Source organism: Stenotrophomonas sp. 2YAF26, assembly GCF_052114625.1.
Classification (GTDB): domain Bacteria; phylum Pseudomonadota; class Gammaproteobacteria; order Xanthomonadales; family Xanthomonadaceae; genus Stenotrophomonas; species Stenotrophomonas indicatrix.
In genome coordinates, this window is sequence record NZ_JBFRFC010000002.1 from 24,571 (window position 1) to 45,778 (window position 21,208).

The following is a 21,208-nucleotide window of genomic DNA, read 5'->3' on the forward strand; positions in this document are numbered from 1 at the left end:
CCTGATTCAGACGCGGGATCGACGCAGCTCCAGCGCGGCGAAGGTGTACCAGCCGAACGCCGGCAGCAGCGCGATGCGCTGTGTGAGGCCGCGATAGGGCTCCGGGTCGAATCCGGAAAGCATCAGCCACAGATAGGCCATCCCCAGCAGCGAGATGGCACGCGCAATCCAGGCCATCCGCGTCGACGCAGCAGGGCCCAGCTCAGCCAGGAACAGCAGCGGGGTCAGGATCGAGAAGATGCCGATGCCATAGAGGCCATGCAGCGGGCTGCCCGTGGTGAAGACGCCATTGCTGACCATGGACACGCCGAACAGGATGGAGGTGAGCACAGTGAGCGCGAAACGGCGGCTTTGTGCGAGCAATGCAAGGCTGAAGACGATGATGGCCGAGCCACTGACCACCGCGCCGACCTGCACCGCCTTGGCTGGCAGCCCCGGCATCAGGCCCAGCTCGCTGAGATGCTGGGAGAGCGGGTGGTAGCCGGGCACGGTGAAAGCAAAAGCGATCAGCGCCATCATGGCACCGAGGGGAACGTATACCGCCTGCTGGATCGCCAGATTCCGCACTGCAGTCACCACCGCTGAAGAGGAGTGCGGCGACGTTAGCAGCCGGTCCCCCGGGGTCGCATGTGCAGTTTGGTACCCCTGCTGGCGCCAGGGGGACGCACAAAGAAAAAGCCCTGACCGGAATCAGGGCTTTTCAATTGGAGGCCTCAAGCGGAATCGAACCGCTGTAAACGGATTTGCAATCCGGTGCATAGCCACTCTGCCATGAGGCCAACGTACTGCGATCAGGAACGACGCCCCTGACATGACAAAACCCCGCGATGGGGCCTGTCGGAACATGGAGCGGGAAACGAGACTCGAACTCGCGACCTCAACCTTGGCAAGGTTGCGCTCTACCAACTGAGCTATTCCCGCATAAGCCGTCATGGTACCGGAAGCCCGGGACACACACCAGCCATTTCACAACAGTTTTCACTTTTCTGACTGCGCGAAGAGCCTTGTAGCTCAACGTGCCCCGCCTTGCCGTGGCGGGAGAAAAACAAGGCCCCAACCGGGGCCCTGTGCAATCTGGAGCGGGAAACGAGACTCGAACTCGCGACCTCAACCTTGGCAAGGTTGCGCTCTACCAACTGAGCTATTCCCGCAGATTCTCCGACCTGCGTCGAAGGAGCGCTATTGTGTCCAAATTCCTTCACGCCGTCAACAGTCCGCAGCACCGATGAACCCGCCCACGAGAGCTCGTTTTGCCCGCCTGTGCTGGAGCCTTGTCGCCCTGGCCTGGCTTGCGGTGATCGCTGCACTGATCAATGCGGGCTTCACCCCGGACTACTGGATGCTGCGCCACTTCGAAGACGCCACCCTGCCCTACCCCACCGGCGCGGTCGTCCAGTTCGCTGTACTGGCTGGAGCGGAACTGGTCGTCACCGTGCTGATCGTGCGTCCCTGGAAACCAGGGCGCCTGTGGCTGCGGCTGCTGATCGCCCTGGTGTTGCTGCTGGCCTGGTCGTTCCCGTGGCTGGCCGCTGCCCTGCACCAGGCACCGGTGCAGGGCATGCATCTGTTGTGCCTGCTGCTGATCGACCTGGCTGTGCTGCTGGCGCTGTGCGTGGTGTCGCTGGCCAGTGCGTGGCGGGCGTTGACCGGGAAACAGACCCGACGCGCACGCCCCTAGCGAAGCACGCCCCTACCTGTGGAATTCCACCCGCACATGCTGGCCGACGCGCGCCTTGGCGGCGCTGTCGAATTCCAGCACGCACTCCACCACCTTGGCCACGCCGCGCCCTGCGTCTTCGGGCAATCGTGCCTGCGCGAACACCGGGCTGATGCGGACCACGCGTGCCACCGGCAATGGCTTGCCCTCTGCGCCATCGCTATCGATCACCACCGTCGCACGCATGCCAACCTGCACGGCATCGGCGTAGGCCGCACTCAGCTCGGCACGCACCTGCAACGGTCGCGCCGGCAACAGTGACATCGCCGGCTTGCCGGCCTGCACGAACGCACCCACGCCCGGCACCTGGCCGACGACGGTGCCGGCGTCCGGCGCGGTCAGCGACATCTGTCGCAGCTTGAGCCTGGCGTGCTCCAACTTGTGCTGGGCCATGTCGACCTGCGCTCCGGCCACATCCACATCGGCGCGCACACCTGCCAGCTGCTGCCTGGCTGCGTCGGCCTGCTGGTTGGACGACACGCCTTCACTGGCGCCGGTGGCGAGGCGGGTGGCGTTGCGCTCCAGTTCGCGCAGTTGCGCCTGGCTGCCCTTCAGCCGATCGGTGGCCAGCGCGAGATCGGCGTTGGCCATGCCCACCTCCTGTTCAAGCAGTGCGCCATCCAGGGTGAGCAGGACGTCGCCCTTGCGCACCACCGCTCCTTCCTTCACCGGCGCGGTGCTGACCGAACCATCCATCGCTGGTACCAGTGCAATCAGCCCGCCTTCCACATCGATGATGCCAGGCGCGACGGCGACGTTGTCCGCGCTGGCGGACGTGGCAGCGGTCGGCTGCGCGGGTACGGGTGCATCCTTGCTGCAGGCACCCAGCAGCAATGCCGCGCCCAAGGAGAAGCTGAGGGAGAACAACGGCGGCATTCTGGTCATGGGCTGGGCTCTACGGTTTCGTTCTGGCGGCGGTCATCGCGGACCGTGCCGTCTTCCATGGCGATCACCCGATCCGCATGGCGGATCAGGCGTGGATCGTGGCTTACACACAACACCGTGGCCTGATGCGCGCGTGCATAACGGTGCAGGATGTCGATCACGCGCTGGCCGTTCTCGGCATCCAATGCGCTGGTGGGTTCGTCGGCAAAGATCAGCGTGGGTGACTTGGCGAACGCACGGGCAACGGCTACGCGCTGTTTCTCGCCGCCGGACAGCTGTGCCGGGCGCATGTGGCTGCGGTGCGAAAGGCCGACCTCGTCCAGCGCCTGCCGCGCCAACGGCTCGCTGTCGCGGTTGCGCATGCCGCGATAGCCCAACGGCAGCTGCACCTGCTCCAGCGCCGTCAGCGCCGGGAACAGGTTGAAGCCCTGGAATACGAAACCGACGTGGTGCAGGCGGAAGCGCTCCACCTCGCTGCGGGTCATGTGGCTGACGTCCTGGCCAAGCGCATGCACGCGACCGCCATCAGGCGTTGAGAGCCCGGACATCAGCGACAGCAGCGTGCTCTTGCCGCAGCCCGAGGGGCCCGATACCAAGGTCAATTCGCCGGGATAGATGTCCAACGACAGGCCACGCAGCACGGGCACATGCACATCGCCGGACACGAAGCCCTTTTCGAGTGCGTCGGCACGCAGGGTCGGGATCGCGATGGGAGCATTCGTCATCGGTGGCCCCTCAACGCAACAGCAGCGATGGATCGGAACGGACGACGCTGCGCACCGCCATGATGCTCGACAGCATGGCCATCACCGCGACCAGCGCCACGCAGCCAAGGACCACCATCGGCGTGAGCTGTACCGGTACGCGCTGGGTCTGCGCGGCCAGCAGCACCACCGTGCTGAAGGCTGCGGCCAGCAGCATGCCGACACCACCGATCAGCAGGGCCTGTTCGAACACAACGCGGGCCAGCGCGTAGCGGCCTGCGCCGAGCGCATTGAGGGTGGCGTACTCGCGTACCGACCCGGCCACCACCGCCGCAAATGACTGGTTGGTGATCACCGCGCCGACGAAGCAGACGATGACCGCCATGAACAGCACTGCGATGCCGGCGCCGGTATCGAACAGCCAGTACTGCTGCGAACGACTGGCGAACTCCGGCGCTGTCCAGAACTCGACGGGCGTGGCGCGGCCCGTCGATGCACTGAGACGGTCGCGCACGCGCGCGGCCAGCTCCGGTGAGCGCGTGCCCGCCACGAAATAGGTGCTGCCTTCATGTGGATCGGTTCCGGCGATGGCACGCGCGGTATCCAAAGACGCCAGCACGTTGACGCCGCCAAGGCCACGCAGGCCGGGTTGCGCGGCAACCACACGCACGGCCTTGCCATTGATCCACGCGCGGTTGCGGTGCAGATCGACGCCCAGCGTATCCAGGTCCGCGCTGTCGACGATCACTGCACCGGGTTCGCGCAACCGGGCACGCAGATCGGGCGACAGGATGCGCGAGAACATCATCGCGTCGCCTGCCGTGGAGATGCCAGACAGATACACCGACACGTTGCCGGCACCCTGTGCGCTGGAGCGCCACTCGCCATCGACCCACTCGTAGGGTTCGACGCGGGTGACATCCGGGTCCATCCGCAGGCGATTCTCTACATCGGCACTGATCGCATGACCGTAGTTCACGCTCTGCGTGCCGGCAAAGCCCGCCCAGACATCGGCGCTGGATGCCTTCACGTAGATCGCGGCGGTGCCGAAGATGCCCAGTACCAGCGCCGCCTGCACGATCAGCAGCACGCCGGCGAAACACATGGCCAGCACCACCGGCAGGAAACGCCGCCACTCGTAAACCAGGGTCTTGCGGGCAAGCGCGATCATTGCGCGTCGCCTTCAGGCTCGGCCGGCAAGGGGGCCCCACCCACTGCGCGATAGAGCGACGCGAATGCAAGTACGCGAGCACACTGCGCGCCGATCAGGTCGGCCTGCGCGGACAGCGCGGCACGCTGGGTTTCCAGCCCGTCGAACTCACTGGAAAGACCAAGCTGCACCTGCCGGGCCTGTCGTGCGACCTGCTGCCGGGCAGCTTCGTCGGCCACCTGCAGCGACTGGATGCTGCTGTCCTCGCGGGCCAGGCTGCCCAGTGCACCCTCCACTTCCGCCACGCCTTGCAGCACTGCCTTGCGATACCCCAGCAAGGCTGCATCCAGCTGCTTGTCGTCGGATTGATAGCGCGCGCGACGTTGGCCCCAATCCCACAGAGGGATATCGATGTAGGGACCGATCGATGGGCTGGAATCAGAGTTGGAGCGAGCGTTCTGGGTCAGGTTGTAGGCGTACAGGATGGAACCGCCCAGGCTCAGTTTCGGGAACATCGACGCGCGCGCACTGCCCTTTTCGGCGGCAGCCTGCAGCACATCGGCCTCGGCCAGCAGGATCTGCGGGCGATGGCGCAGCAGATCGGCCGGCACCTGCTGCAGGGTGAAGGCGCTCAACTGCGGTGGCGTGCGGTAGGCATTCCAGGCCGGATCCGGACCATCGCGACCCAGCAGCAGCGCCAACGCGCGCGCGGCGTTGCCCGCGTTTTCATTCGCCTGTGCAATGGCCGCGCGCGTGGCCGCCCGCCGCGCGCGCAGGCGATCCAGTTCACCAGGCTCGTCCAGATGCAGGCGCTGCCGCACCAGGCCCAGTTGCTCGCCACGTGCGTCAACGGCCTGCTGCCTGCCCAGCAGATCCACCTGCGCCTGCGCGACGGAAAGATCCAGGTAGCTGCGCACCACATCAGCGATGACCGCCACCTGCGCCGCATCGCGTAGCGCTTCGGCATTTCCGTTGGCCGCCTGCGCGCTTAGACGGGCACTCTCCGCTGCGCCAAACAGGCCAAGATCCCAGATCGCTTCGACGCCGGCGTGGAAATACGTGTCGACCGCGGCGGCGTCCTGCACCTGCTTGGCACTGGCGGAGATTTCCGGACGGAAGCGCGCATCGGAGGTGCCCGACACCAGGCGTACCGCCTGCAACCGCAGGGTGGCCTGGCGCAGGTCCAGATTGCCGGCGACGGCCTCTTCCACCAGCGCGTTCAAGCGCGCATCGGCCAGCACCTTCCACCACTGCCGCGCGTCGACCGCTACGCCCTGCCCTAGCGCGGGCTGATTCCAGACTGCTGGTACGCGATCAGGCAGATCGGGAACCGGCACCGACACGCAGCCCACCAGCATCATGCTGGTCAGCAGCGCCCCGGTACCCAGGACGATGCGTGGGACGACGGCATACCGTTGCGCGAACGCTGCCGGGAAAGTGATGGGACTGGCCACCCGCCCGCCTTCGTGGAGAGAGAAGCCGAGGAGGCTACGCCGCGATTGTGGAGTGGACATGGAGAATCGGTCGGAGGTGCGTTACAGCGCGTGTGCGGTGCATGCATTGCGAACCCTCGGCCTTTCCACAGCCTTTCATCGGCGCCGCCAAGCTGAACGCTGGACTGTCCGCGGGTGCTGCGGCACATTGTCCTGAACGCTTCCACTGGCAGGCAATACGCTTGAAATCCGCCCTTCGCCGCACGCTCGGCATCTTCGCGACCGTGCTCATCGTGGGCACGACGGCGATCTGCMTGACCACTCCGTTGGCGTCGAACGCGGCCATGCTGCTGATGGACCGCAGCAACTTCATCCCCGCGCAGTCGTCGATCTTTTCCTTCGAGCCCTACGTGATCAACGAGGGCTCGTCGAGCTACTGGTTGTACGGCCAGGACCGGACCTATTACTACCACTTCACCTACCAGGCCGACGCCCCGTATCTGTACATCACGCGGAAGAACGCCTGCGCCGGCTTCGATCGTGCGGACGTGCGAACCTGGTGCAGTGCGGGCCGAGGCAGCCCGCGCTAGCGCAATCGCAATCCCTTGCCGGTGCGCAAACGAAAAACGCCCCCTTGCGGGAGCGTTTTTCTGAATCTGGAGCGGGAAACGAGACTCGAACTCGCGACCTCAACCTTGGCAAGGTTGCGCTCTACCAACTGAGCTATTCCCGCAGATTCCGTTCGACCTGCGTCGAAGGAGCGCTATTGTGTCGGGATTGCTGCACGGCGTCAACAGGATTCTGCTTCCCCCTCATGAAGCAGCGTTCAGCTTCAGGATCACATCCGCACGCCCCGCCGATGGAAGTAGATCTGCTCGGCCAGCCGGCGCATCGGGCCGGTGCGCAGCAGCGCATCCACCGGCCAGTCCCGCTGCAGGTGGTCCATTGCCCAGCGCAGCACGCGCTTGCGGTGAAAGGTGGGGGCCGCCTGACGCGCCACCTGCTCTGCGGCCGGCCCCTTGCCGCGCCGGTGCAACCCGATCGCATCACCGACCGCCCAGCCATGCCGCCATGACGAGTGGATGCCGCCGGCCGACAGCGGCGAGACGACACCTGCCGCATCACCGGTCAGGATCACGCCCGGCGCGGTGATCGGGCCATCCGGCAACCCGCAGGGCACCAGGCCCGCGCGGGTGCCGGCAACCTGGGCCGAGTGCGGAAGTCCCACAACGTCGCGCACGTGTTCAAGGAAACCCTCGATATCCGGCGCGCGTGCATGTGCGGGATCATGCCGCAGCGCCAATCCCACCTGCACGCCGGTGGGGTTCTGCGCGGCCCAGCCGATGTAGCCGGGTGCGAACCGGCGGCTGACAAAGCAGTGCAAGGCATCGCCTTCCGGCAGCTGCACGCCGGCAAACTCGCGCTCGACGCCATACAGATTGTCGCGCACCTGGCCCAGGCCGGTACGCTGGGCAACACGTGATCGTGCGCCATCAGCGCCGACCAGATAGGCCGTGCGCCCCACCCCTTCAACCTGCCACGCGTCGCCGTCGCGGCAGGCGTCGGTGAACGACTGCTGCAGCCGCAGGTCCACGCCATTGGCACGCAGTTCGCTGGCCAGCCAGCGCATCAGGTTCGGCGTATCGGTGGTGAGGAAGTAGTAACCCGGTGCGGTCAGCAGCACGTTGTGCAGGTTCGGCGCATACAGGCGCACGCGTGCGACGCGTTGCACGAGATGATCAGGCACGCGCCCCAGCCAGGTCTGTTCCATCGCCTCCTTCACCACGATACCGGTGGTGTGCAGGCGTTCGCCAGGGTCGGCCTTGCGCTCGAGCACGCAGACGCGCAGGCCGTACTGAGCGGCGGCAAGTGCGCAGGCGGCGCCGGCAAAACTAGCGCCGACGATGACCACGTCGTAGTCGTTGGCAGGGGGAGTGTGAGGCATCGCGGCATCACCTTGCTGGATCCGGGAGTACAGCGTGGGATCGGCAGATGGTGAGGCGATGGAGTGGCGGTGAAGTGGGGATGAAGCCGCTCCGGCCAAAACGAAAAACGCCCCCTTTCGGGAGCGTTCTTCTTAAATCTGGAGCGGGAAACGAGACTCGAACTCGCGACCTCAACCTTGGCAAGGTTGCGCTCTACCAACTGAGCTATTCCCGCTTGGGAGGCGAAATTCTACCTATTCCAAGGATTGCGTCAAGCGCTTTTTTTCAGGGATTTGCGGGAGTGGCCGACATGGCGTATCCACGCATGGCGTGGATCTACCGCAAACCCACATTCCCGTAGATCCACGCCATGCGTGGATGAGGAATCCTGCGTAGAACGTATGCCCAGTAGATCCACGCCATGCGTGGATGGAGGCGTCCCTGGGGTCAGAGCCCTTTCCTGCGGAAAGGGATCCGACCCCGGTGCTCAGTTGCCCAGCTTCTTCTGCCGCGAACGCTCGCGCGCGGCGCGCTCGTCGTCACGCAGGCTGGGCCAGGCGGCGTGCAGGTACTGCAGGCCCGACCACAGGGTCAGCACTGCGGCAATGGCCAGGGTCCAGTCACCGATATGGAATACCGGAGGGCCCATCCAGATGTCGTTGACCGGCACGTTGGGCGCCACCGAATACAGCAGGCACAGCAGCGCGACCATCTGCGCGGTGGTCTTGACCTTGCCGATCATCGCCACCCGCACCTTGGCACGCTGGCCGAGTTCGGCCATCCACTCGCGCAGTGCAGACACCGCGATCTCGCGGCCGACGATCACCGCCGCCCAGAACGCCATCCACGGGGTCGGATGACCCTGCACGATCAGGAACAGTGCCACCGCAACCATCAGCTTGTCCGCGACCGGGTCGAGGAACGCGCCGAACGCCGACTCCAGGCCGTAACGGCGCGCGATCCAGCCATCGAGCCAGTCGGTGATCGCGGCCAGGCCGAAGATCGCCGCCGATGCGAAGTTGGTCCAGGTGTAGGGCAGGTAGAACACCAGCACCAGCACCGGGATCATCACGATCCGCAACAGGGTCAGCCAGGTGGGCAGGGTCAACGTCATGCTGCTTTATTCTCTCTCTACTCGGCCGGATCCGGCGCGGCCAACCCGTGCAGGTTAGCGTAGATGCGCGCTGCAAGGGCGTCATTGATGCCTTCCACCTTGGCAATTTCCGCTTCTCCGGCCGCTTTCAGGCCGACCAGGCCACCGAAATGCTTCAGCAGGCTGGCGCGCCGGCGCGGCCCGATGCCGGGGATGTCTTCCAGCTTGCTGGTCATCCGGGCCTTCTGCCGGCGCCCGCGATGGCCGGTGATGGCGAAGCGGTGGGCTTCATCGCGCACCTGCTGGATGAACTGCAGGGCGGGATCGGCCGCACCCGGGCGCAGTTCGCGGCCATCGGGCATCACCAGTGCTTCGTGGCCGGCACGGCGTTCCACGCCTTTGGCCACCCCCACCAGCAGCACGTCTTCCACGCCCAGATCGGCCAACGCTGCCTGGGCCTGTGCCAGCTGGCCGGCGCCACCGTCGATCAGCAGCACATCCGGCAGGACGCCCTGCTCCTCCACCGCGCGGCGGAAGCGGCGGTCGATCGCCTGGCGCATCGCGGCGTAATCATCGCCCGGCTCGATGCCACTGATGTTGAAACGGCGGTACTGCGCGCGCACCGGGCCGGAAGCATCGAACACCACGCAGGAGGCCACGGTGGCTTCGCCCATGGTGTGGCTGATATCGAAGCACTCCACCCGCTTCACCGGTTCGGCCAGCCCCAGCATCACCCGCAGGGCTTCGCTGCGCGCGTGCTGCGCGGTGCGGCTGTTGATCTCGGTCGCCAGGGTCAACTGCGCGTTGCGGCTGGCCAGTTCCAGGTAGCCGGCGCGCTCGCCGCGGACGTTCCATTTCAACTGCACCTTGCGCTCGGCCGAGGCCGACAGCGCAGAACCGATCAGATCGGCATCGGGAATTTCGCGGTCGAGCAGGATCTCGCGCGGAGGCTCGAATTCGATGTAGTACTGCGAAACAAAGGCCGCCAGCACTTCATCCGGGCTTTCCTCGCCGTTGGTGCGGGGAAAGAACGGGCGGGTGCCCAGGTTGCGGCCATCACGGAACGCCAGCAGCATCACGCAGGCCTGCGAGCCCTGCATGGCCACCGCCAGCACGTCCAGGTCGGCCGCGCGGCCGTCCACGTACTGGCGGGTCTGCATGCTGCGCAACGATGTGATCAGGTCGCGTAGGCGCGCGGCCTGCTCGAATTCCAGCGCTTCGCTGGCGGCCTGCATCTGCTCGCCCAGCTCGCGGGTCAGCTCATCGCTCTTGCCTTCCAGGAACATCGCCGCCCGGCGCACCGACTCGGCGTAGTCCGCTGCTGGCACCAGTTCCACGCACGGCGCGCTGCAACGTCCGATCTGATACTGCAGGCAGGGCCGCGAGCGGTTGCGGAACACGCTGTCTTCGCAGCTGCGCAGCTTGAACAGCTTGTGCATCAGGTTCAGCGTCTCGCGCACCGCGGTGACGCCGGGATACGGCCCGAAATAGCGCCCGGGAATGGCACGTGGACCACGATGCAGGGCGATGCGCGGCCAGTCTTCGCGGGTCAGCAGCACATGCGGATAGGTCTTGTCGTCGCGCAGGGACACGTTGTAGCGCGGCGACAGCGACTTGATCAGCTGGTTTTCCAGCAGCAGCGCTTCGGCTTCCGAGCGCGTTACGGTCACGTCCATGCGCACGATCTGCGAGAGCATCGACATGATGCGCGCGTTCTTCGGACTGCCGTTGAAATAGCTGCCCACGCGGTTGCGCAGCGCGCGGGCCTTGCCGACGTACAACAGCGTGTCGTCGGCCGCGTACATGCGGTACACGCCCGGGGCGGTACTCAGCTGGGCCGCGAATGCCTTGCCATCGAAGGTCGGGACAGGAACAACGGTCATTCGCTGATCGGCACTTCGCTGAGCACGCCGCTGTCAGGGTCCAGGCGCAGTACGGAGTGGGAATCTGTTTCGGCGATCCACACCGCGCCGGCACCGACGGCCAGGCCGGCCGGGCCATGCAGGCGCCGCGGCAAGGGCTGGGTGGTCAGTTCGCCGCCACCGAGGCGCAACGTGCGCAGGCGGCCATTGCCGGTATCGGCGATCCACAACAACGGGGCATCCGGGCTCAACGCGATCGCCTGCGGGAACTGCAGGCTGGCCTGCGCGCGCGGGCCGTCATCTTCACCGAAGCGCCAGGTGCCCTGCCCGACCAGGGTCTGCACCAGATCGCCTCGCAGCTGCAGCGAACGGATCGATGAACCCAGCGCGTCGGCCACGTACAGCACCTGCTGGACCACGGCCACGGCAGTGGGCTGGGCGAACGCAGCCAGATGGCCACTGCCGTCGCGCTCGTCGATGGCGCCGCTGCCGGCGCGCCACTGCAGGCTGCGCTGGCCGAGGTGGTAGCTCCAGATGCGGTTGTCGCCGGCCATGGCGATGTGCAGCTGGTTTTCGGCGATGGCCAGGCCCACCGGATGATCCAGCGACACCTGCCGTGGCTGCGCCACCGGCCCTTCCACGGGGGCGCCCGGACGGCCGTTGCCACACAGCGTATCGACCAGGCCGGTCAGCAGATTGATGCGGCGCACGGCATGGTTGCCGGTGTCGGCCACGTACAGCGACTCACGCTCCAGCGCCAGCGCCTGCGGCCGGTGGAAGGCGGCTTCGGCGAGGTTGCCGTCCATGAAGTCGGCGGTGCCCAGACCGAACTGACGCAGCACGCGGCCACCGTGACTGCATTCGAGAATGCGGTGGCGGCCACTGTCAGCGATGTACAGCCGTTCCTGGCTCACCGCCAGACCCATCGGGAACCGCAGCGCCTGGCGCGGTTCGGGGTGCAGTTCACTGCCGCCGCGCGAAGGCGCCGACGGCGCCCCCTCGCAGAGGACGTTCAGGGCCCGCTCCAGCTCGCCGGGCGCACCCTGGCCGATCAAGCGCTGCTGTTCGCGGCCCTGCGCGTCCAGCAACACCATGGTCGGCCAGGCGGTGACGCCGAAGCGGCGCCAGCCATCCCAATCGGCATCGAGCAGCACCGGCATCGTCAGGCCCTGCCGGCGCAGCAGTTTCAATGCAGCACTGGCGTCACGCTCGAAATCGAAGCGTGGCACCTGCAGCACCAGGGGTTGCAGCTTGCCGGGGTGGCGTGACAGCCACTGGCTGAACTCGGCCAGCCGTTGCGCGCTCCACGCGGACGCGGCATTGACGAACAACAGCGCGACCGGCCGGCCACGCAGTTCGGTCAGGGTGCAGGGCGCGGCATTGAGCCAAGCGGCGAACTCGGGCAGGTCCGGGACGGGCTGGATGTTCATGGCCCGATTATGCCGGAGTGGGCGTGATGCAACAGGCGTGCCACGGTGCGTTCGGCAGCAGCATCGACCAGCGACCAGACCTGTTCGAAATGATCACTGCCGCCGGTATAGGGATCGGGAATCGCACGTTCGCCCTGCCCGCCCGACCACGGCAGGTACAGCGCCAGGCGCTCGCGCTGGGTGGCGGTAGCAAGGCGAGCGGCATCACGCAGATTGGCTTCGTCGGCGCACAGGATCCAGTCGAAGGCGTCGAAGTCCTGCCGCTGCAGTTGCCGCGCGCGCAGGCTGCCAAGGTCCACGCCATGCCCGGCCGCGCACGCAATCGCACGCCGGTCGGGTGGCTGGCCCACATGCCAGTCGCCGGTACCGGCCGAATCGACCTGCACCCGCCCGGCCAGCGCCGAGGCATCCAGGCGGGCGCGCAGCGCGCCTTCGGCCATCGGCGAGCGGCATATGTTGCCGAGGCAGACGACCAGCAGCCTCATCGCGCGGCCATCGCCTGCAGCAGCGTTTCGGCGCGCTGCAGGTCTTCAGGGGTGTCGATGCCCGGCGGGAAGGGTTCGGGCGAGATTGCAACGGCGATCGGGTAGCCCGCTTCCAGCACGCGCAGCTGCTCCAGCGATTCCACTTGTTCCAACGCGCCCGGGGGCATCGAGGCGAACTGCTGCAGGAAGCCGGCACGGTAGCCGTAGATGCCGATGTGGCGCAGCCACTGGTGGCCCTCGGGCAGGATCTCGCGGCTGCGGGCGAAGCCATCTCGATGCCAGGCAATCGGCGCACGGCTGAAGTACATGGCCTCGTTGCGCACGTTGCGTACCAGCTTGACCACGTTCGGGTCGAACAGCGTGTGCGCATCCTCGACCGGCGTGGCCAAGGTCGACATCGGTGCGCTGCCCTCCACCAGTGCCGCAGCCACAGCGCGAATGCCGGCGGCCGGTGCGAACGGCTCATCGCCCTGCAGGTTGACTACTACAGTGTCGTCCGCCCAGCCGGCGATGCGTGCGCACTCGGCCAGGCGATCGGTGCCAGAGGCATGCGAAGCTGCGGTCATCGCTACCTTCACTTCCCCCAGGCCGGACAATGCGTCGGCAATGCGCTTGTCGTCGGTCGCGACCCATACCTCACCTGCGCCGGCCTGCAGCGCGCGGCGGGCCACATGCAGCACCATGGGCTCTCCGCCCAGCAGGCGCAGCGGCTTGCCCGGCAGCCGCGAAGCGGCATAGCGGGCCGGGATGGCAACAACGAAGTCGGTCATGCGGGCGGTACTCGGCAGGCGCGATACAGCAGGAATGCGGCCGGCGGCGTGCATTTGCAAGCGCCGCACGGCCCTCAGTTCGGTCGCAGCTTATCCAGGCGATCGGTCAACGCGATCCAGAAAGCAGCAGGCATCTCGGCACGCAGCGGCACGGCGTAATGCCAGTCGTTGCCGAAGGCGCGGCACTTCACGGCATCCTTTTCGGTCATCAGCACCGGCAACTGGCTGCCAAAGGACAGATCCTGCGGCTGATAAGCGTGATGGTCGGCAAAGGCATGCGGCACCACGCCGATCGCACGCGCACGCAGCATGTCGAAGAAGCGTTGCGGATGGGCGATGCCGGCCACGGCATGCACGCGCTGGCCGGCGAAGTACGAAAGGGGACGCGCCCGTCCACCGGTCAGCGGTTGTGCGCTGTCGATGTGCAGGGCCATCGGCCATTGGCCGAAGCCGCAGGCCTGGGCAGCCGTCGTTTCATCCGCTTGGCCGAGGTTGACCACGCGGAAATCGCATTCGGCGGCGCGACCGACCGGCTCGCGCAGCGGGCCGGCTGGAATCATGCGGCCATTGCCATAGCGACGCTGGGCATCGACCACCTCGATCTCGATGTCGCGCGCCAGCCGGTAGTGCTGCAGGCCATCATCGCAGACGATCACGTCACAGCCGGCAGCGATCAACGCCTTGCCCGCCGCCACGCGATCACTGTCCACGCGCACCGGCACGCCCGTTTTCCAAGCGATCAGCACCGGCTCGTCGCCACCGAGGGCGGTCGGCGTATCGGCTTCCACCCAACGTGCCTTGTCGGCGTCTTCGCGGCCATAGCCGCGACTGGCCACACCGGGCTTCCAACCGGCTGCCCGCAGGCGCTCGACCAGGGCGATGGTCAGGGGCGTCTTGCCGGTGCCGCCGGCGGTGATGTTGCCGACCACGATGACCGGCACCGCCAGCGCATGGCGCTTGCGCCAGCCACGCCGGTACAGGCGCCGACGCAACGCGGTGACGCCCGCGTACAGCGGTGCCAGCAATCGCATCGGCCAGGGAACCGGGCTGCCGTCATACCAGTACGGCGGGGTCTGGGTACCTTTGCCCGCCATCAGTCCTGCCTTTCGCGGAACTGCATGTTGTGCAGGTGCTGGTACAGGCCACCCATTGACAGCAGTTCCTGGTGGGTCCCGCGTTCAACGATGCGGCCATGGTCCATCACCAGTACCTGGTCGGCATGCTCGATGGTCGACAAGCGGTGCGCGATCACCAGAGTGGTGCGCTCGGGCATCAAACGCTGCAGCGCATCCTGCACCAGGCGCTCGGATTCGTTGTCCAGCGCCGCGGTGGCCTCGTCCAGGATCAGGATCGGCGCGTCGCGCAGGATCGCGCGGGCGATCGCCAGGCGCTGGCGCTGGCCGCCGGACAACAGCGCGCCGTTCTCACCCACCGGTGTCTGCAGCTGCTGCGGCATGCGTGCAATGAACTCCCAGGCATTGGCCGCTTCGGCCGCCGCGCGGATCTGCTCGTCGGTTGCATCCATGCCGTAGGCGATGTTGGCCGCAATCGTGTCGTCGAACAGCATCACCTTCTGGCCGACGATGGCCACCTGCCTGCGAAGATCGGCCAACGGGTAGTCATCCAGGGCGACGCCGTCGAGCAGGATGCGCCCCCCCTTGGGTTCGTAGAAGCGTGGGACCAGCCGGATCAGGCTGGTCTTGCCGCTGCCGGAACGACCGACGATGGCGGTGACCGTACCCGGCCTGGCAACGAAGCTGATGTCGTCCAGGGCGATGCCGCTGTCTTCACGGTAACGCAGCATGACGTGCTCGAAGGCCAGCTCGCCGCGTACGCGCTGTACCGCGTGCTTGCCGTCGTCGCGCTCGACCGGCATGTCGATGATGCTGAACAGGCGCTCGGCAGCGGCCACGCCGCGTGAGATCGAGGTCTGCACGCTGGTCAGCCGGCGCAGCGACGGAATGATGGCCATCATCGAGGTCATCAGGCCCATGAACTGGCCTGCATTGAGCTTGCCGGCCAGCGCCTCGCGGGTGGACACCCACACGATCACCGCCAGCGCCAGCGCCGCCAGGAACTGGACCACGCTGGAGGCGGCCGCGCGGGTCACTTCCACCTTCATGTTCAGTGCCAGCATGCGGTTGGCCAGGCGCGAGTAGCGCGAGATCTCGTGCTGCTGGGTGCCGTGCACCTTCACTTCCTGCTGCGCCGCCAGCGATTGCTCGGCGGTCTGCGCCATGGTGCCCATGCCGTCCTGGATGCCGCGGCTGATGCGCCGGTAGCGCTTGCCCACGTAGGAGACGATCACGCCGATCAGCGGCACCACCACCAGCATCGCCAGCGTCACCTTGACGCTCATCTGCAGCATCACCGCCAGCATGGCGATGATGGTGAGGGTATCGGCGACTACGGTTTTGAGCGCGTCGGCGCTTGCCTGGGTGACCTGTTCGGTATCGAAGTTCAGGCGGCTGACCATCACCGGCGTCGCTTCGGCGTCGAAGTGCGAGGACGGCAGGTGCAGGTACTTCTGCAGTACCTGTTCGCGAAGATCGCGGACCACGCTGCGGCCGGTCTTGGCCAGCGTGTAGTCGCTGACCCAGGTCGCCACGCTGCGCATCAGGAACAGGCCGAGGATGGTCAGCGGCAGGATCACCGCCATGCGCGGCTCAGGGTTGACGAAGCCCCGGTTGACCAGCGGCTCCATCAGCTTGGTGAAGTGATAGCCGGCCAGGGCTTCGACCACCATCGCGATGACCGCGCCGATCATGAACACCCAGTAGGTGCGGGTATAGCCCAGCAGACGTTTGTAGATCGGCCACACTGGCGCGTGATGGGAACTCATGGACGCACCTCTGGCGCTGTTGCAATGGCGATACGACGGAATCCGAGCTGGCCCAGCGCGTCCTGCGCGGTGACCACGGCCTGGTAGGGAGTGCGCGCGTCGGCACGCAGCAGCACGGTCTGTTCGCGGTCGCTGCCGGCGACAGCCGCAATGGTCTGCTTGACCGACTCGACGTCGCTGCGCAGCACTTCCTGATCGTTGACGAAGTAGCGGCCGTCAGCGTTGATCAGCACGCTCAGCGAGCGCGGCGGCTCGTTGGTCTGCTGCTGGCTGGCGGTCGGCAGCTGCACCTGCAGGGTCGAACGCGCATCGAAGGTGGTGGTGACCACGAAGAAGATGATCAGCACCAGGATGACGTCGATCAGCGGCACCAGGTCGATATGCGGCTCATCCTGGGACCGGTCGTTGCCGATACGCATCGATCAGGCCTTTGCCGTAGCGGCGGAGGACGCGCGCGTGGCGGGTGCCGGGGTCATCACCCCGGGCCGGCCATCCAGCGTATCCAGCAATGCGCTGGCTTCCTGCTCCATCTCCACCACGTAGCCGTGGATGCGGCCCTTGAAGAAGCGGTGGAACATCAGCGCCGGGATCGCCACGATCATGCCGGTGGCGGTGCATACCAGCGCCTTGCCGATACCGCCTGCAAGCTGGTTCACGTCACCCACGCCGTGATCGAGGATGCCCAGGAACATCTGGATCATGCCGACCACGGTGCCGAGCAGGCCCAGCAACGGGCCGGCCGAGGCGATGGTGCCCAGCGCGTTGAGAAAACGCTCCATGCGGTGCACCAGGTGGCGACCGGTGTCTTCGATGCGCTCGCGGATCTGGTCGCGCGGGCGATTGCGCGCTTCCAGTGCCGCGGCCAGCAGGGCGCCCAACGGCGAATTGGCACGCAGGGTCTGCAGGTGCGCCGGGTCGAGCTTGCCGCGCGCAGCCCAGTTGCGCACTTCTTGGCCCAGGCCAGGCGGCAGTACCTCGTTACGCCGCAGGGACCAGAAACGCTCCAGGACGATCGCCAAAGCCAGTACGCCCAACAGCAGCAGCGGCACCATCGGCCAGCCACCGGCCTTGACCAGTTCCCACACGTTTCAACCCTCCGGCCCAACGGCCGCTTGTTCGATCGGCGATAGGATAGCAGCCGACCGTGCCCGCCCAGCGGCATCCCACCACCGGGCTGCGTGGATACGCTGTTCACGCAGCTGCAGGCCTTGTGCGCCAAGCCATACGCGGATCGCGCCGGACTCGGCGGTGGACAGCACTTCGGCGCCGGCCGCCCGCCAGCGCTGCACCACGTCACGCTTCGGGTGTCCAAAGCGGTTCTGGTGCCCGGCCGAGACCAGCGCCAACCGTGGCGCCACCGCCTTCACCCAGCCGGGGGTGGAGCTGCCGCCACTGCCGTGATGGGGCACCAGCACCACGTCAGCACGCAGCGCCGCGGCAGCGCCCGCCAGCAGCGCCTGCTCGCCGGGCCGGCCGATGTCACCGGGCAGCAGCACCACCCCGTGTGCGCCGGCGACCCGCAGCACGCAACTGGCCTCGTTGTCGACGCCCTTCGCCGGAGCTGCAGGCAAAGCGGGCGGATGCAGCACCTGAAAATCGACCCCATCCCATTGCCAGCGCAGTCCCTGTTGGCAGGTGCGGGCAGTGGCAATCGCACTGCCCTGTGGCGCCAGTACGTCCAGGCCCGGCAGTTGTCGGCGCAACGCGGCGAGGTTGCCGCTGTGGTCCAGGTGGTCGTGACTGATCATCACCCGTGCCGGCGGCACCTGTCCCAACGCCCGCAACGTCGGCAGCAGTATCCGCTCCTCGCCTCCGCTGCCCGCCGGCGGGCCGACGTCGTACCAGAGTGCGTGGTGGGCGGTTCGCAGCAGCACGGCCGCGCCCTGGCCGACATCGTGCACCACCAGTTCCAACTCGCCCTGCTGCGGCACCGACCGTGCCGGCCACAGCAATGGCAGGCACAGCAATGACCCGGCAAGCACCGCACCGGCACCACGCGGCAACAACCACCAGAACACCCCCAGCAACGCCGCCGGCACCGCCCAGGCTGGCCCCTGCGCCAGCCACCACATCGCCTGCGGGTGCTCGGCCAACGGCTGCATCAGCTGCCAACTGCCATCGAACACCCAGGCTGCCGCGCGCCAAGGCCACTGCCCTGCCCCACTAAGCAGGGCCTCCAGAGCGGTTCCCAGCAGGGCCAAAGGCACTACCAGCAGGCTCCACAGCGGAATGACCGGCAGATTCACCAGCGGCCCCAGCCGCGCGGTTCCGCCAAACAGCGCCACTGCCAGCGGCAGCAGAGCGACGCTGGCCACCCCCTGTCCTGCCAGCGCGCCGCGCAGCATCGCGGCGCCCCCCTTCGGCCGCCCCTGCGGCAGGCACCACAACAACCACAGTACGCCGCCGAAACTGAGCCAGAAGCCCGCAGACAGCACCGACAGCGGTGCCGGCAGCAACATCGCCAGCGCGGCCAGCGCCAAGCCCTGTGCCACTGTCACCGGACGGCGGACGACGCGTGCCAGGGCCACCACCGCGATCATCAACGCGGTGCGCACAGTCGGCAGCTCGCTGCCTGCGACAACGGCATAGCCGGCCGCTGCCACCGCCGCCGCGCAGGCCGCCGCCTGTGGTCGTGGCCAGAACCCGGCAAGCCCCGGCCAGGACCGCCAGAGAACAGAACACAGCAATGCGGCGAAGCCCGCCACCAGACCGACATGGAAGCCGGAAATGGCGATCAGGTGGGTCAGGCCCAGCGCGCGCAGCTGCGCCCAGTCGATATCGGACAGGCCACGCGTATCGCCCAGCGCCAAGGCCTGGATGAACCGTGCCGAGGGGTGTGCGATCTGCGTGGCGATGGCCGCACTGGTGCGCTCGCGCCAAGCGGGCAGGCCGTGCGCGGGACGCAGCTGCCTCGTGGTGCTGGCATCACGCACGTTGCCACTCGCTGCCAGCCCGTGCAGCAACGCATGCCGTTCGCCATCGAAGCCCCCTGGATTGATACGCGAGCGTGGCGGCCGCACGCGCAGCGACAACTGCCAGTCCGCGCCGGCGTGCAGGCGATGTCTCTGATCAGCCCCGGCGTCGACCGGCCCGCGCCGGGGCGCGTGCCAGAACACCTGCAGCCGCTTTCCACGCAGCATCGGCGTCGCATCGGACGCATCGACCCGGAATTCGAACCGGGTGTATCCAGGCGCTTGCTTCGGCAGGTCGACGACCTGCCCCCGGACCAGCACATCCTGGGCAGCAGCACCGGCCGGCAGCTGCGCCTGCAATGCCCAATGCCCATGGCAGGACGTCCAGGCCAAGCCGAACAGCAGCGCAGCCGCCGCGCGCCCGCGCCAGCGCAGCACCCAGCCCAACGCCGCCACGGCGGCCGCCAGAACAGACAGCCACAGCGGCGGCAACACCGGCAACAGCACGCAGGCCAAGGCACCGGTGACCAGAGCGGCGGCGCACGCGGGGCCCAGCAGCGGCGACAAGGTCCGATCGGCAGCCATCGACACAGCGTGCCGTGGTAAGGCCTCACGCAACCATCAGGCAACTCCCTGCGGTTTTGTCAGCGCCCGACTAACGACGCACGCTGCCGCGGTGGAAGTTGACCCGGAAACTGGCGCCGCCTCCGACAGCCTCGCCCACGCTCACCGTGCCCCCGTGGTGCTGCACGATTTCCTTGACCAGATGCAGGCCCAGGCCGCTGCCGCTGCCGGCGGCACGCAGGCGGTGGAACGGCTCGAAGATCGCTTCGCGGTCACCGACCGGCACACCGGCGCCTTGATCGCTGACCTCCAGCAGGCCCTGTCGGTCCAGACGCACGCAGATGGTGCCGCGTCCGCCGCCGTGGACGATGGCGTTGTGCACCAGGTTGGCGATCACCCGGCCCAGGGCCAGGCCATCACCATGGATCCATACCGGCGTTTCCGGCGCATCCACTTCGAAGCCATAGCCGGCACCCACGACCAGCGGAGCGAGGTCCGCGGCCGCTTCGCGCACGACATGCGCCAGGTCCAGCCGCTGCAACGCTGCGACGTTCCGGTCCAGGCGCTGCAGGTCGAGCAGGTGCTCGGCGACGTTGCCGAGGCGGGCGACATCGGTCAGCAGCTGCGATTTCAACTCTCCCTGCGGCAACTGCGACAAGCGCGCCTGCACCACCGCAATCGGCACCCGCAGTTCATGCGCGGCATCGGCCAGGAACTTGTCGCGTGCTGCGTAGCCCTGCTGCACCTTGTCGATCGCATCGTTGAACGCTTCAACCAGAGGCGCCACCTCGGTAGACACCAGCTGCGCGTCCAGGCGCGCACCGGGCTGGCCGATATCAAGTTCCTTGGCCTGCTGCGCGGACCGGCGCACGCCACGCATGGCGCGGTGGATCACTGTCGGCATCACCAGCAGCGTGACCACGATCAACGGCAGGAAGAACCACAGGCCGATCAACCGCAGCACCATCAATGCGCCATCCAGCAGGCCGCCCTTCGGCGCCCCGCCCACCATCACCGTGATGCGGCGGCCGTCTTCGTTGCGGATCATCACCCGGGCCACGTCCAGGTACGGCGGTACCAGCGACCCCAGCTCGGTGGCGCCCAGTGTCGGCAGGCGGGCCAGCAGCGGCGCGTGGATGGCAGGCAGCGTGCCGCGCTGCAGCCATACACCCCGATCGTCGACCGCGGCAAACCACAGGTTGCCACCAGCACGCGCATCGAGCTTCTGCCAGCGTGCTTCGTCCAGCACCAGCCGGCCCCCTTCGCTGTGCACGGCATTGGCCGCGCTCTCGGCCATGAACATGTCCATGCCCCAGGTGTCCTTGTCGCCCCAGGTCAGGATCAGCGCGACAACGGCGAACAACACCGTGAAGGCCTGCGCCAGGAACAGCCGCCATGCCAGGCCCAGCGTGATCGAACGGATCGGTCGCGCCATC

Annotated in this window: 19 protein-coding genes and 5 tRNA genes; 2 read left to right on the forward strand and 22 right to left on the reverse strand. The window is 67.2% G+C overall.

Features of this window, described 5'->3' with window-relative positions; all coding sequences use genetic code 11:
* Window positions 1–6 precede the first annotated feature (6 nt).
* From AB4Y98_RS02420 to AB4Y98_RS02435, 4 genes are all read right to left on the reverse strand, one after another.
* Complete coding sequence (locus AB4Y98_RS02420; protein WP_442243702.1) at window positions 7–516, reverse strand: DUF998 domain-containing protein; 510 nt, start codon at window positions 514–516, stop codon at window positions 7–9.
* 189 nt (window positions 517–705) lie between these two features.
* Window positions 706–779, reverse strand: a tRNA-Cys gene (locus AB4Y98_RS02425).
* A gap of 66 nt (window positions 780–845) precedes the next feature.
* Window positions 846–921, reverse strand: a tRNA-Gly gene (locus tag AB4Y98_RS02430).
* Window positions 922–1,075: 154 nt separating this feature from the next.
* Window positions 1,076–1,151: transfer RNA gene (locus tag AB4Y98_RS02435), tRNA-Gly, on the reverse strand.
* A gap of 74 nt (window positions 1,152–1,225) precedes the next feature.
* On the opposite strand from AB4Y98_RS02435, the gene AB4Y98_RS02440 reads away from it, so the two are divergent.
* The gene (locus AB4Y98_RS02440; RefSeq protein ID WP_442243703.1) at window positions 1,226–1,678 is read left to right on the forward strand and encodes a hypothetical protein; all 453 of its coding nucleotides are present in this window, start codon (window positions 1,226–1,228) and stop codon (window positions 1,676–1,678) included.
* A 12-nt stretch (window positions 1,679–1,690) separates the two neighbouring features.
* Here the strand turns inward: AB4Y98_RS02440 and AB4Y98_RS02445 are convergent, their stop codons facing one another.
* Genes AB4Y98_RS02445 through AB4Y98_RS02460 form a run of 4 tightly spaced genes read right to left on the reverse strand, consistent with a single transcriptional unit; the run spans window position 1,691 to window position 5,970 of the window.
* Window positions 1,691–2,602, reverse strand: coding sequence for an HlyD family secretion protein (locus AB4Y98_RS02445; protein ID WP_442243704.1), 912 nt, complete (start codon window positions 2,600–2,602; stop codon window positions 1,691–1,693).
* Window positions 2,599–3,327: an ABC transporter ATP-binding protein gene (locus AB4Y98_RS02450; RefSeq protein ID WP_025875189.1), complete on the reverse strand. Its 729-nt coding sequence runs from the start codon at window positions 3,325–3,327 to the stop codon at window positions 2,599–2,601. Before AB4Y98_RS02450 ends, AB4Y98_RS02445 begins: the two co-directional genes overlap by 4 nt.
* Window positions 3,328–3,337: 10 nt before the next feature.
* Window positions 3,338–4,477 (reverse strand): ABC transporter permease, encoded by a 1,140-nt coding sequence (locus AB4Y98_RS02455; RefSeq protein ID WP_442243705.1) that lies wholly within the window; start codon window positions 4,475–4,477, stop codon window positions 3,338–3,340.
* Window positions 4,474–5,970 (reverse strand): TolC family protein, encoded by a 1,497-nt coding sequence (locus tag AB4Y98_RS02460; RefSeq protein WP_442243706.1) that lies wholly within the window; start codon window positions 5,968–5,970, stop codon window positions 4,474–4,476. Before AB4Y98_RS02460 ends, AB4Y98_RS02455 begins: the two co-directional genes overlap by 4 nt.
* 161 nt (window positions 5,971–6,131) lie before the next feature.
* Between AB4Y98_RS02460 and AB4Y98_RS02465 the strand changes: the two genes are divergently transcribed.
* Window positions 6,132–6,479 (forward strand): hypothetical protein, encoded by a 348-nt coding sequence (locus AB4Y98_RS02465; RefSeq protein ID WP_442243707.1) that lies wholly within the window; start codon window positions 6,132–6,134, stop codon window positions 6,477–6,479.
* 67 nt (window positions 6,480–6,546) lie between these two features.
* Here the strand turns inward: AB4Y98_RS02465 and AB4Y98_RS02470 are convergent.
* From AB4Y98_RS02470 to AB4Y98_RS02535, 14 genes are all read right to left on the reverse strand, one after another.
* A tRNA-Gly gene (locus tag AB4Y98_RS02470) sits at window positions 6,547–6,622 on the reverse strand.
* Between the two features lie 105 nt (window positions 6,623–6,727).
* Window positions 6,728–7,834, reverse strand: a complete 1,107-nt coding sequence (locus AB4Y98_RS02475) for an NAD(P)/FAD-dependent oxidoreductase (RefSeq protein ID WP_442243708.1) — start codon at window positions 7,832–7,834, stop codon at window positions 6,728–6,730.
* A gap of 139 nt (window positions 7,835–7,973) precedes the next feature.
* Window positions 7,974–8,049, reverse strand: a tRNA-Gly gene (locus AB4Y98_RS02480).
* A gap of 252 nt (window positions 8,050–8,301) precedes the next feature.
* The gene (gene pgsA / locus AB4Y98_RS02485) at window positions 8,302–8,928 is read right to left on the reverse strand and encodes a CDP-diacylglycerol--glycerol-3-phosphate 3-phosphatidyltransferase (protein WP_049469025.1); all 627 of its coding nucleotides are present in this window, start codon (window positions 8,926–8,928) and stop codon (window positions 8,302–8,304) included.
* Between the two features lie 17 nt (window positions 8,929–8,945).
* Window positions 8,946–10,790, reverse strand: coding sequence for an excinuclease ABC subunit UvrC (gene uvrC / locus AB4Y98_RS02490; RefSeq protein ID WP_312786530.1), 1,845 nt, complete (start codon window positions 10,788–10,790; stop codon window positions 8,946–8,948).
* Window positions 10,787–12,199: a hypothetical protein gene (locus tag AB4Y98_RS02495; RefSeq protein ID WP_312786529.1), complete on the reverse strand. Its 1,413-nt coding sequence runs from the start codon at window positions 12,197–12,199 to the stop codon at window positions 10,787–10,789. Before AB4Y98_RS02495 ends, uvrC begins: the two co-directional genes overlap by 4 nt.
* Window positions 12,196–12,684: a low molecular weight protein-tyrosine-phosphatase gene (locus tag AB4Y98_RS02500; RefSeq protein WP_363731058.1), complete on the reverse strand. Its 489-nt coding sequence runs from the start codon at window positions 12,682–12,684 to the stop codon at window positions 12,196–12,198. The genes AB4Y98_RS02495 and AB4Y98_RS02500 overlap by 4 nt, the downstream gene beginning before the upstream one ends.
* The gene (gene kdsB / locus AB4Y98_RS02505) at window positions 12,681–13,454 is read right to left on the reverse strand and encodes a 3-deoxy-manno-octulosonate cytidylyltransferase family protein (protein ID WP_442243709.1); all 774 of its coding nucleotides are present in this window, start codon (window positions 13,452–13,454) and stop codon (window positions 12,681–12,683) included. The genes AB4Y98_RS02500 and kdsB overlap by 4 nt, the downstream gene beginning before the upstream one ends.
* Window positions 13,455–13,528: 74 nt before the next feature.
* Window positions 13,529–14,548, reverse strand: a complete 1,020-nt coding sequence (gene lpxK / locus AB4Y98_RS02510; protein ID WP_442243710.1) for a tetraacyldisaccharide 4'-kinase — start codon at window positions 14,546–14,548, stop codon at window positions 13,529–13,531.
* Window positions 14,548–16,296, reverse strand: a complete 1,749-nt coding sequence (gene msbA, locus AB4Y98_RS02515; protein ID WP_442243711.1) for a lipid A export permease/ATP-binding protein MsbA — start codon at window positions 16,294–16,296, stop codon at window positions 14,548–14,550. Before msbA ends, lpxK begins: the two co-directional genes overlap by 1 nt.
* Window positions 16,293–16,715, reverse strand: a complete 423-nt coding sequence (locus tag AB4Y98_RS02520) for an ExbD/TolR family protein (RefSeq protein WP_025875217.1) — start codon at window positions 16,713–16,715, stop codon at window positions 16,293–16,295. Before AB4Y98_RS02520 ends, msbA begins: the two co-directional genes overlap by 4 nt.
* A 3-nt stretch (window positions 16,716–16,718) precedes the next feature.
* Window positions 16,719–17,381 carry a MotA/TolQ/ExbB proton channel family protein gene (locus tag AB4Y98_RS02525; protein WP_108265380.1) on the reverse strand — a complete coding sequence of 221 codons (663 nt, stop codon included), beginning with the start codon at window positions 17,379–17,381 and terminating at the stop codon, window positions 16,719–16,721.
* A gap of 3 nt (window positions 17,382–17,384) precedes the next feature.
* Window positions 17,385–19,793, reverse strand: a complete 2,409-nt coding sequence (locus AB4Y98_RS02530) for a DNA internalization-related competence protein ComEC/Rec2 (protein ID WP_442243712.1) — start codon at window positions 19,791–19,793, stop codon at window positions 17,385–17,387.
* Window positions 19,794–19,863: 70 nt separating this feature from the next.
* Window positions 19,864–21,207, reverse strand: a complete 1,344-nt coding sequence (locus AB4Y98_RS02535) for a sensor histidine kinase (RefSeq protein WP_312107831.1) — start codon at window positions 21,205–21,207, stop codon at window positions 19,864–19,866.
* Between the last annotated feature and the right edge of the window lies 1 nt (window position 21,208).

What these genes read in the sequence shown, in the direction of transcription:
- AB4Y98_RS02520 (WP_025875217.1), bottom strand. Translation starts at nt 16,715, where the DNA reads ATGCGTATCGGCAACGACCGGTCCCAGGATGAGCCGCATATCGACCTG.
- AB4Y98_RS02450 (WP_025875189.1), bottom strand. Translation starts at nt 3,327, where the DNA reads ATGACGAATGCTCCCATCGCGATCCCGACCCTGCGTGCCGACGCACTC.
- AB4Y98_RS02440 (WP_442243703.1), top strand. Translation starts at nt 1,226, where the DNA reads ATGAACCCGCCCACGAGAGCTCGTTTTGCCCGCCTGTGCTGGAGCCTT.
- AB4Y98_RS02460 (WP_442243706.1), bottom strand. Translation starts at nt 5,970, where the DNA reads ATGTCCACTCCACAATCGCGGCGTAGCCTCCTCGGCTTCTCTCTCCAC.
- AB4Y98_RS02455 (WP_442243705.1), bottom strand. Translation starts at nt 4,477, where the DNA reads ATGATCGCGCTTGCCCGCAAGACCCTGGTTTACGAGTGGCGGCGTTTC.
- AB4Y98_RS02445 (WP_442243704.1), bottom strand. Translation starts at nt 2,602, where the DNA reads ATGACCAGAATGCCGCCGTTGTTCTCCCTCAGCTTCTCCTTGGGCGCG.
- AB4Y98_RS02535 (WP_312107831.1), bottom strand. Translation starts at nt 21,207, where the DNA reads ATGGCGCGACCGATCCGTTCGATCACGCTGGGCCTGGCATGGCGGCTG.
- AB4Y98_RS02475 (WP_442243708.1), bottom strand. Translation starts at nt 7,834, where the DNA reads ATGCCTCACACTCCCCCTGCCAACGACTACGACGTGGTCATCGTCGGC.
- AB4Y98_RS02530 (WP_442243712.1), bottom strand. Translation starts at nt 19,793, where the DNA reads ATGGCTGCCGATCGGACCTTGTCGCCGCTGCTGGGCCCCGCGTGCGCC.
- AB4Y98_RS02420 (WP_442243702.1), bottom strand. Translation starts at nt 516, where the DNA reads ATGGCGCTGATCGCTTTTGCTTTCACCGTGCCCGGCTACCACCCGCTC.
- kdsB (WP_442243709.1), bottom strand. Translation starts at nt 13,454, where the DNA reads ATGACCGACTTCGTTGTTGCCATCCCGGCCCGCTATGCCGCTTCGCGG.
- AB4Y98_RS02500 (WP_363731058.1), bottom strand. Translation starts at nt 12,684, where the DNA reads ATGAGGCTGCTGGTCGTCTGCCTCGGCAACATATGCCGCTCGCCGATG.
- AB4Y98_RS02495 (WP_312786529.1), bottom strand. Translation starts at nt 12,199, where the DNA reads ATGAACATCCAGCCCGTCCCGGACCTGCCCGAGTTCGCCGCTTGGCTC.
- lpxK (WP_442243710.1), bottom strand. Translation starts at nt 14,548, where the DNA reads ATGGCGGGCAAAGGTACCCAGACCCCGCCGTACTGGTATGACGGCAGC.
- uvrC (WP_312786530.1), bottom strand. Translation starts at nt 10,790, where the DNA reads ATGACCGTTGTTCCTGTCCCGACCTTCGATGGCAAGGCATTCGCGGCC.
- pgsA (WP_049469025.1), bottom strand. Translation starts at nt 8,928, where the DNA reads ATGACGTTGACCCTGCCCACCTGGCTGACCCTGTTGCGGATCGTGATG.
- msbA (WP_442243711.1), bottom strand. Translation starts at nt 16,296, where the DNA reads ATGAGTTCCCATCACGCGCCAGTGTGGCCGATCTACAAACGTCTGCTG.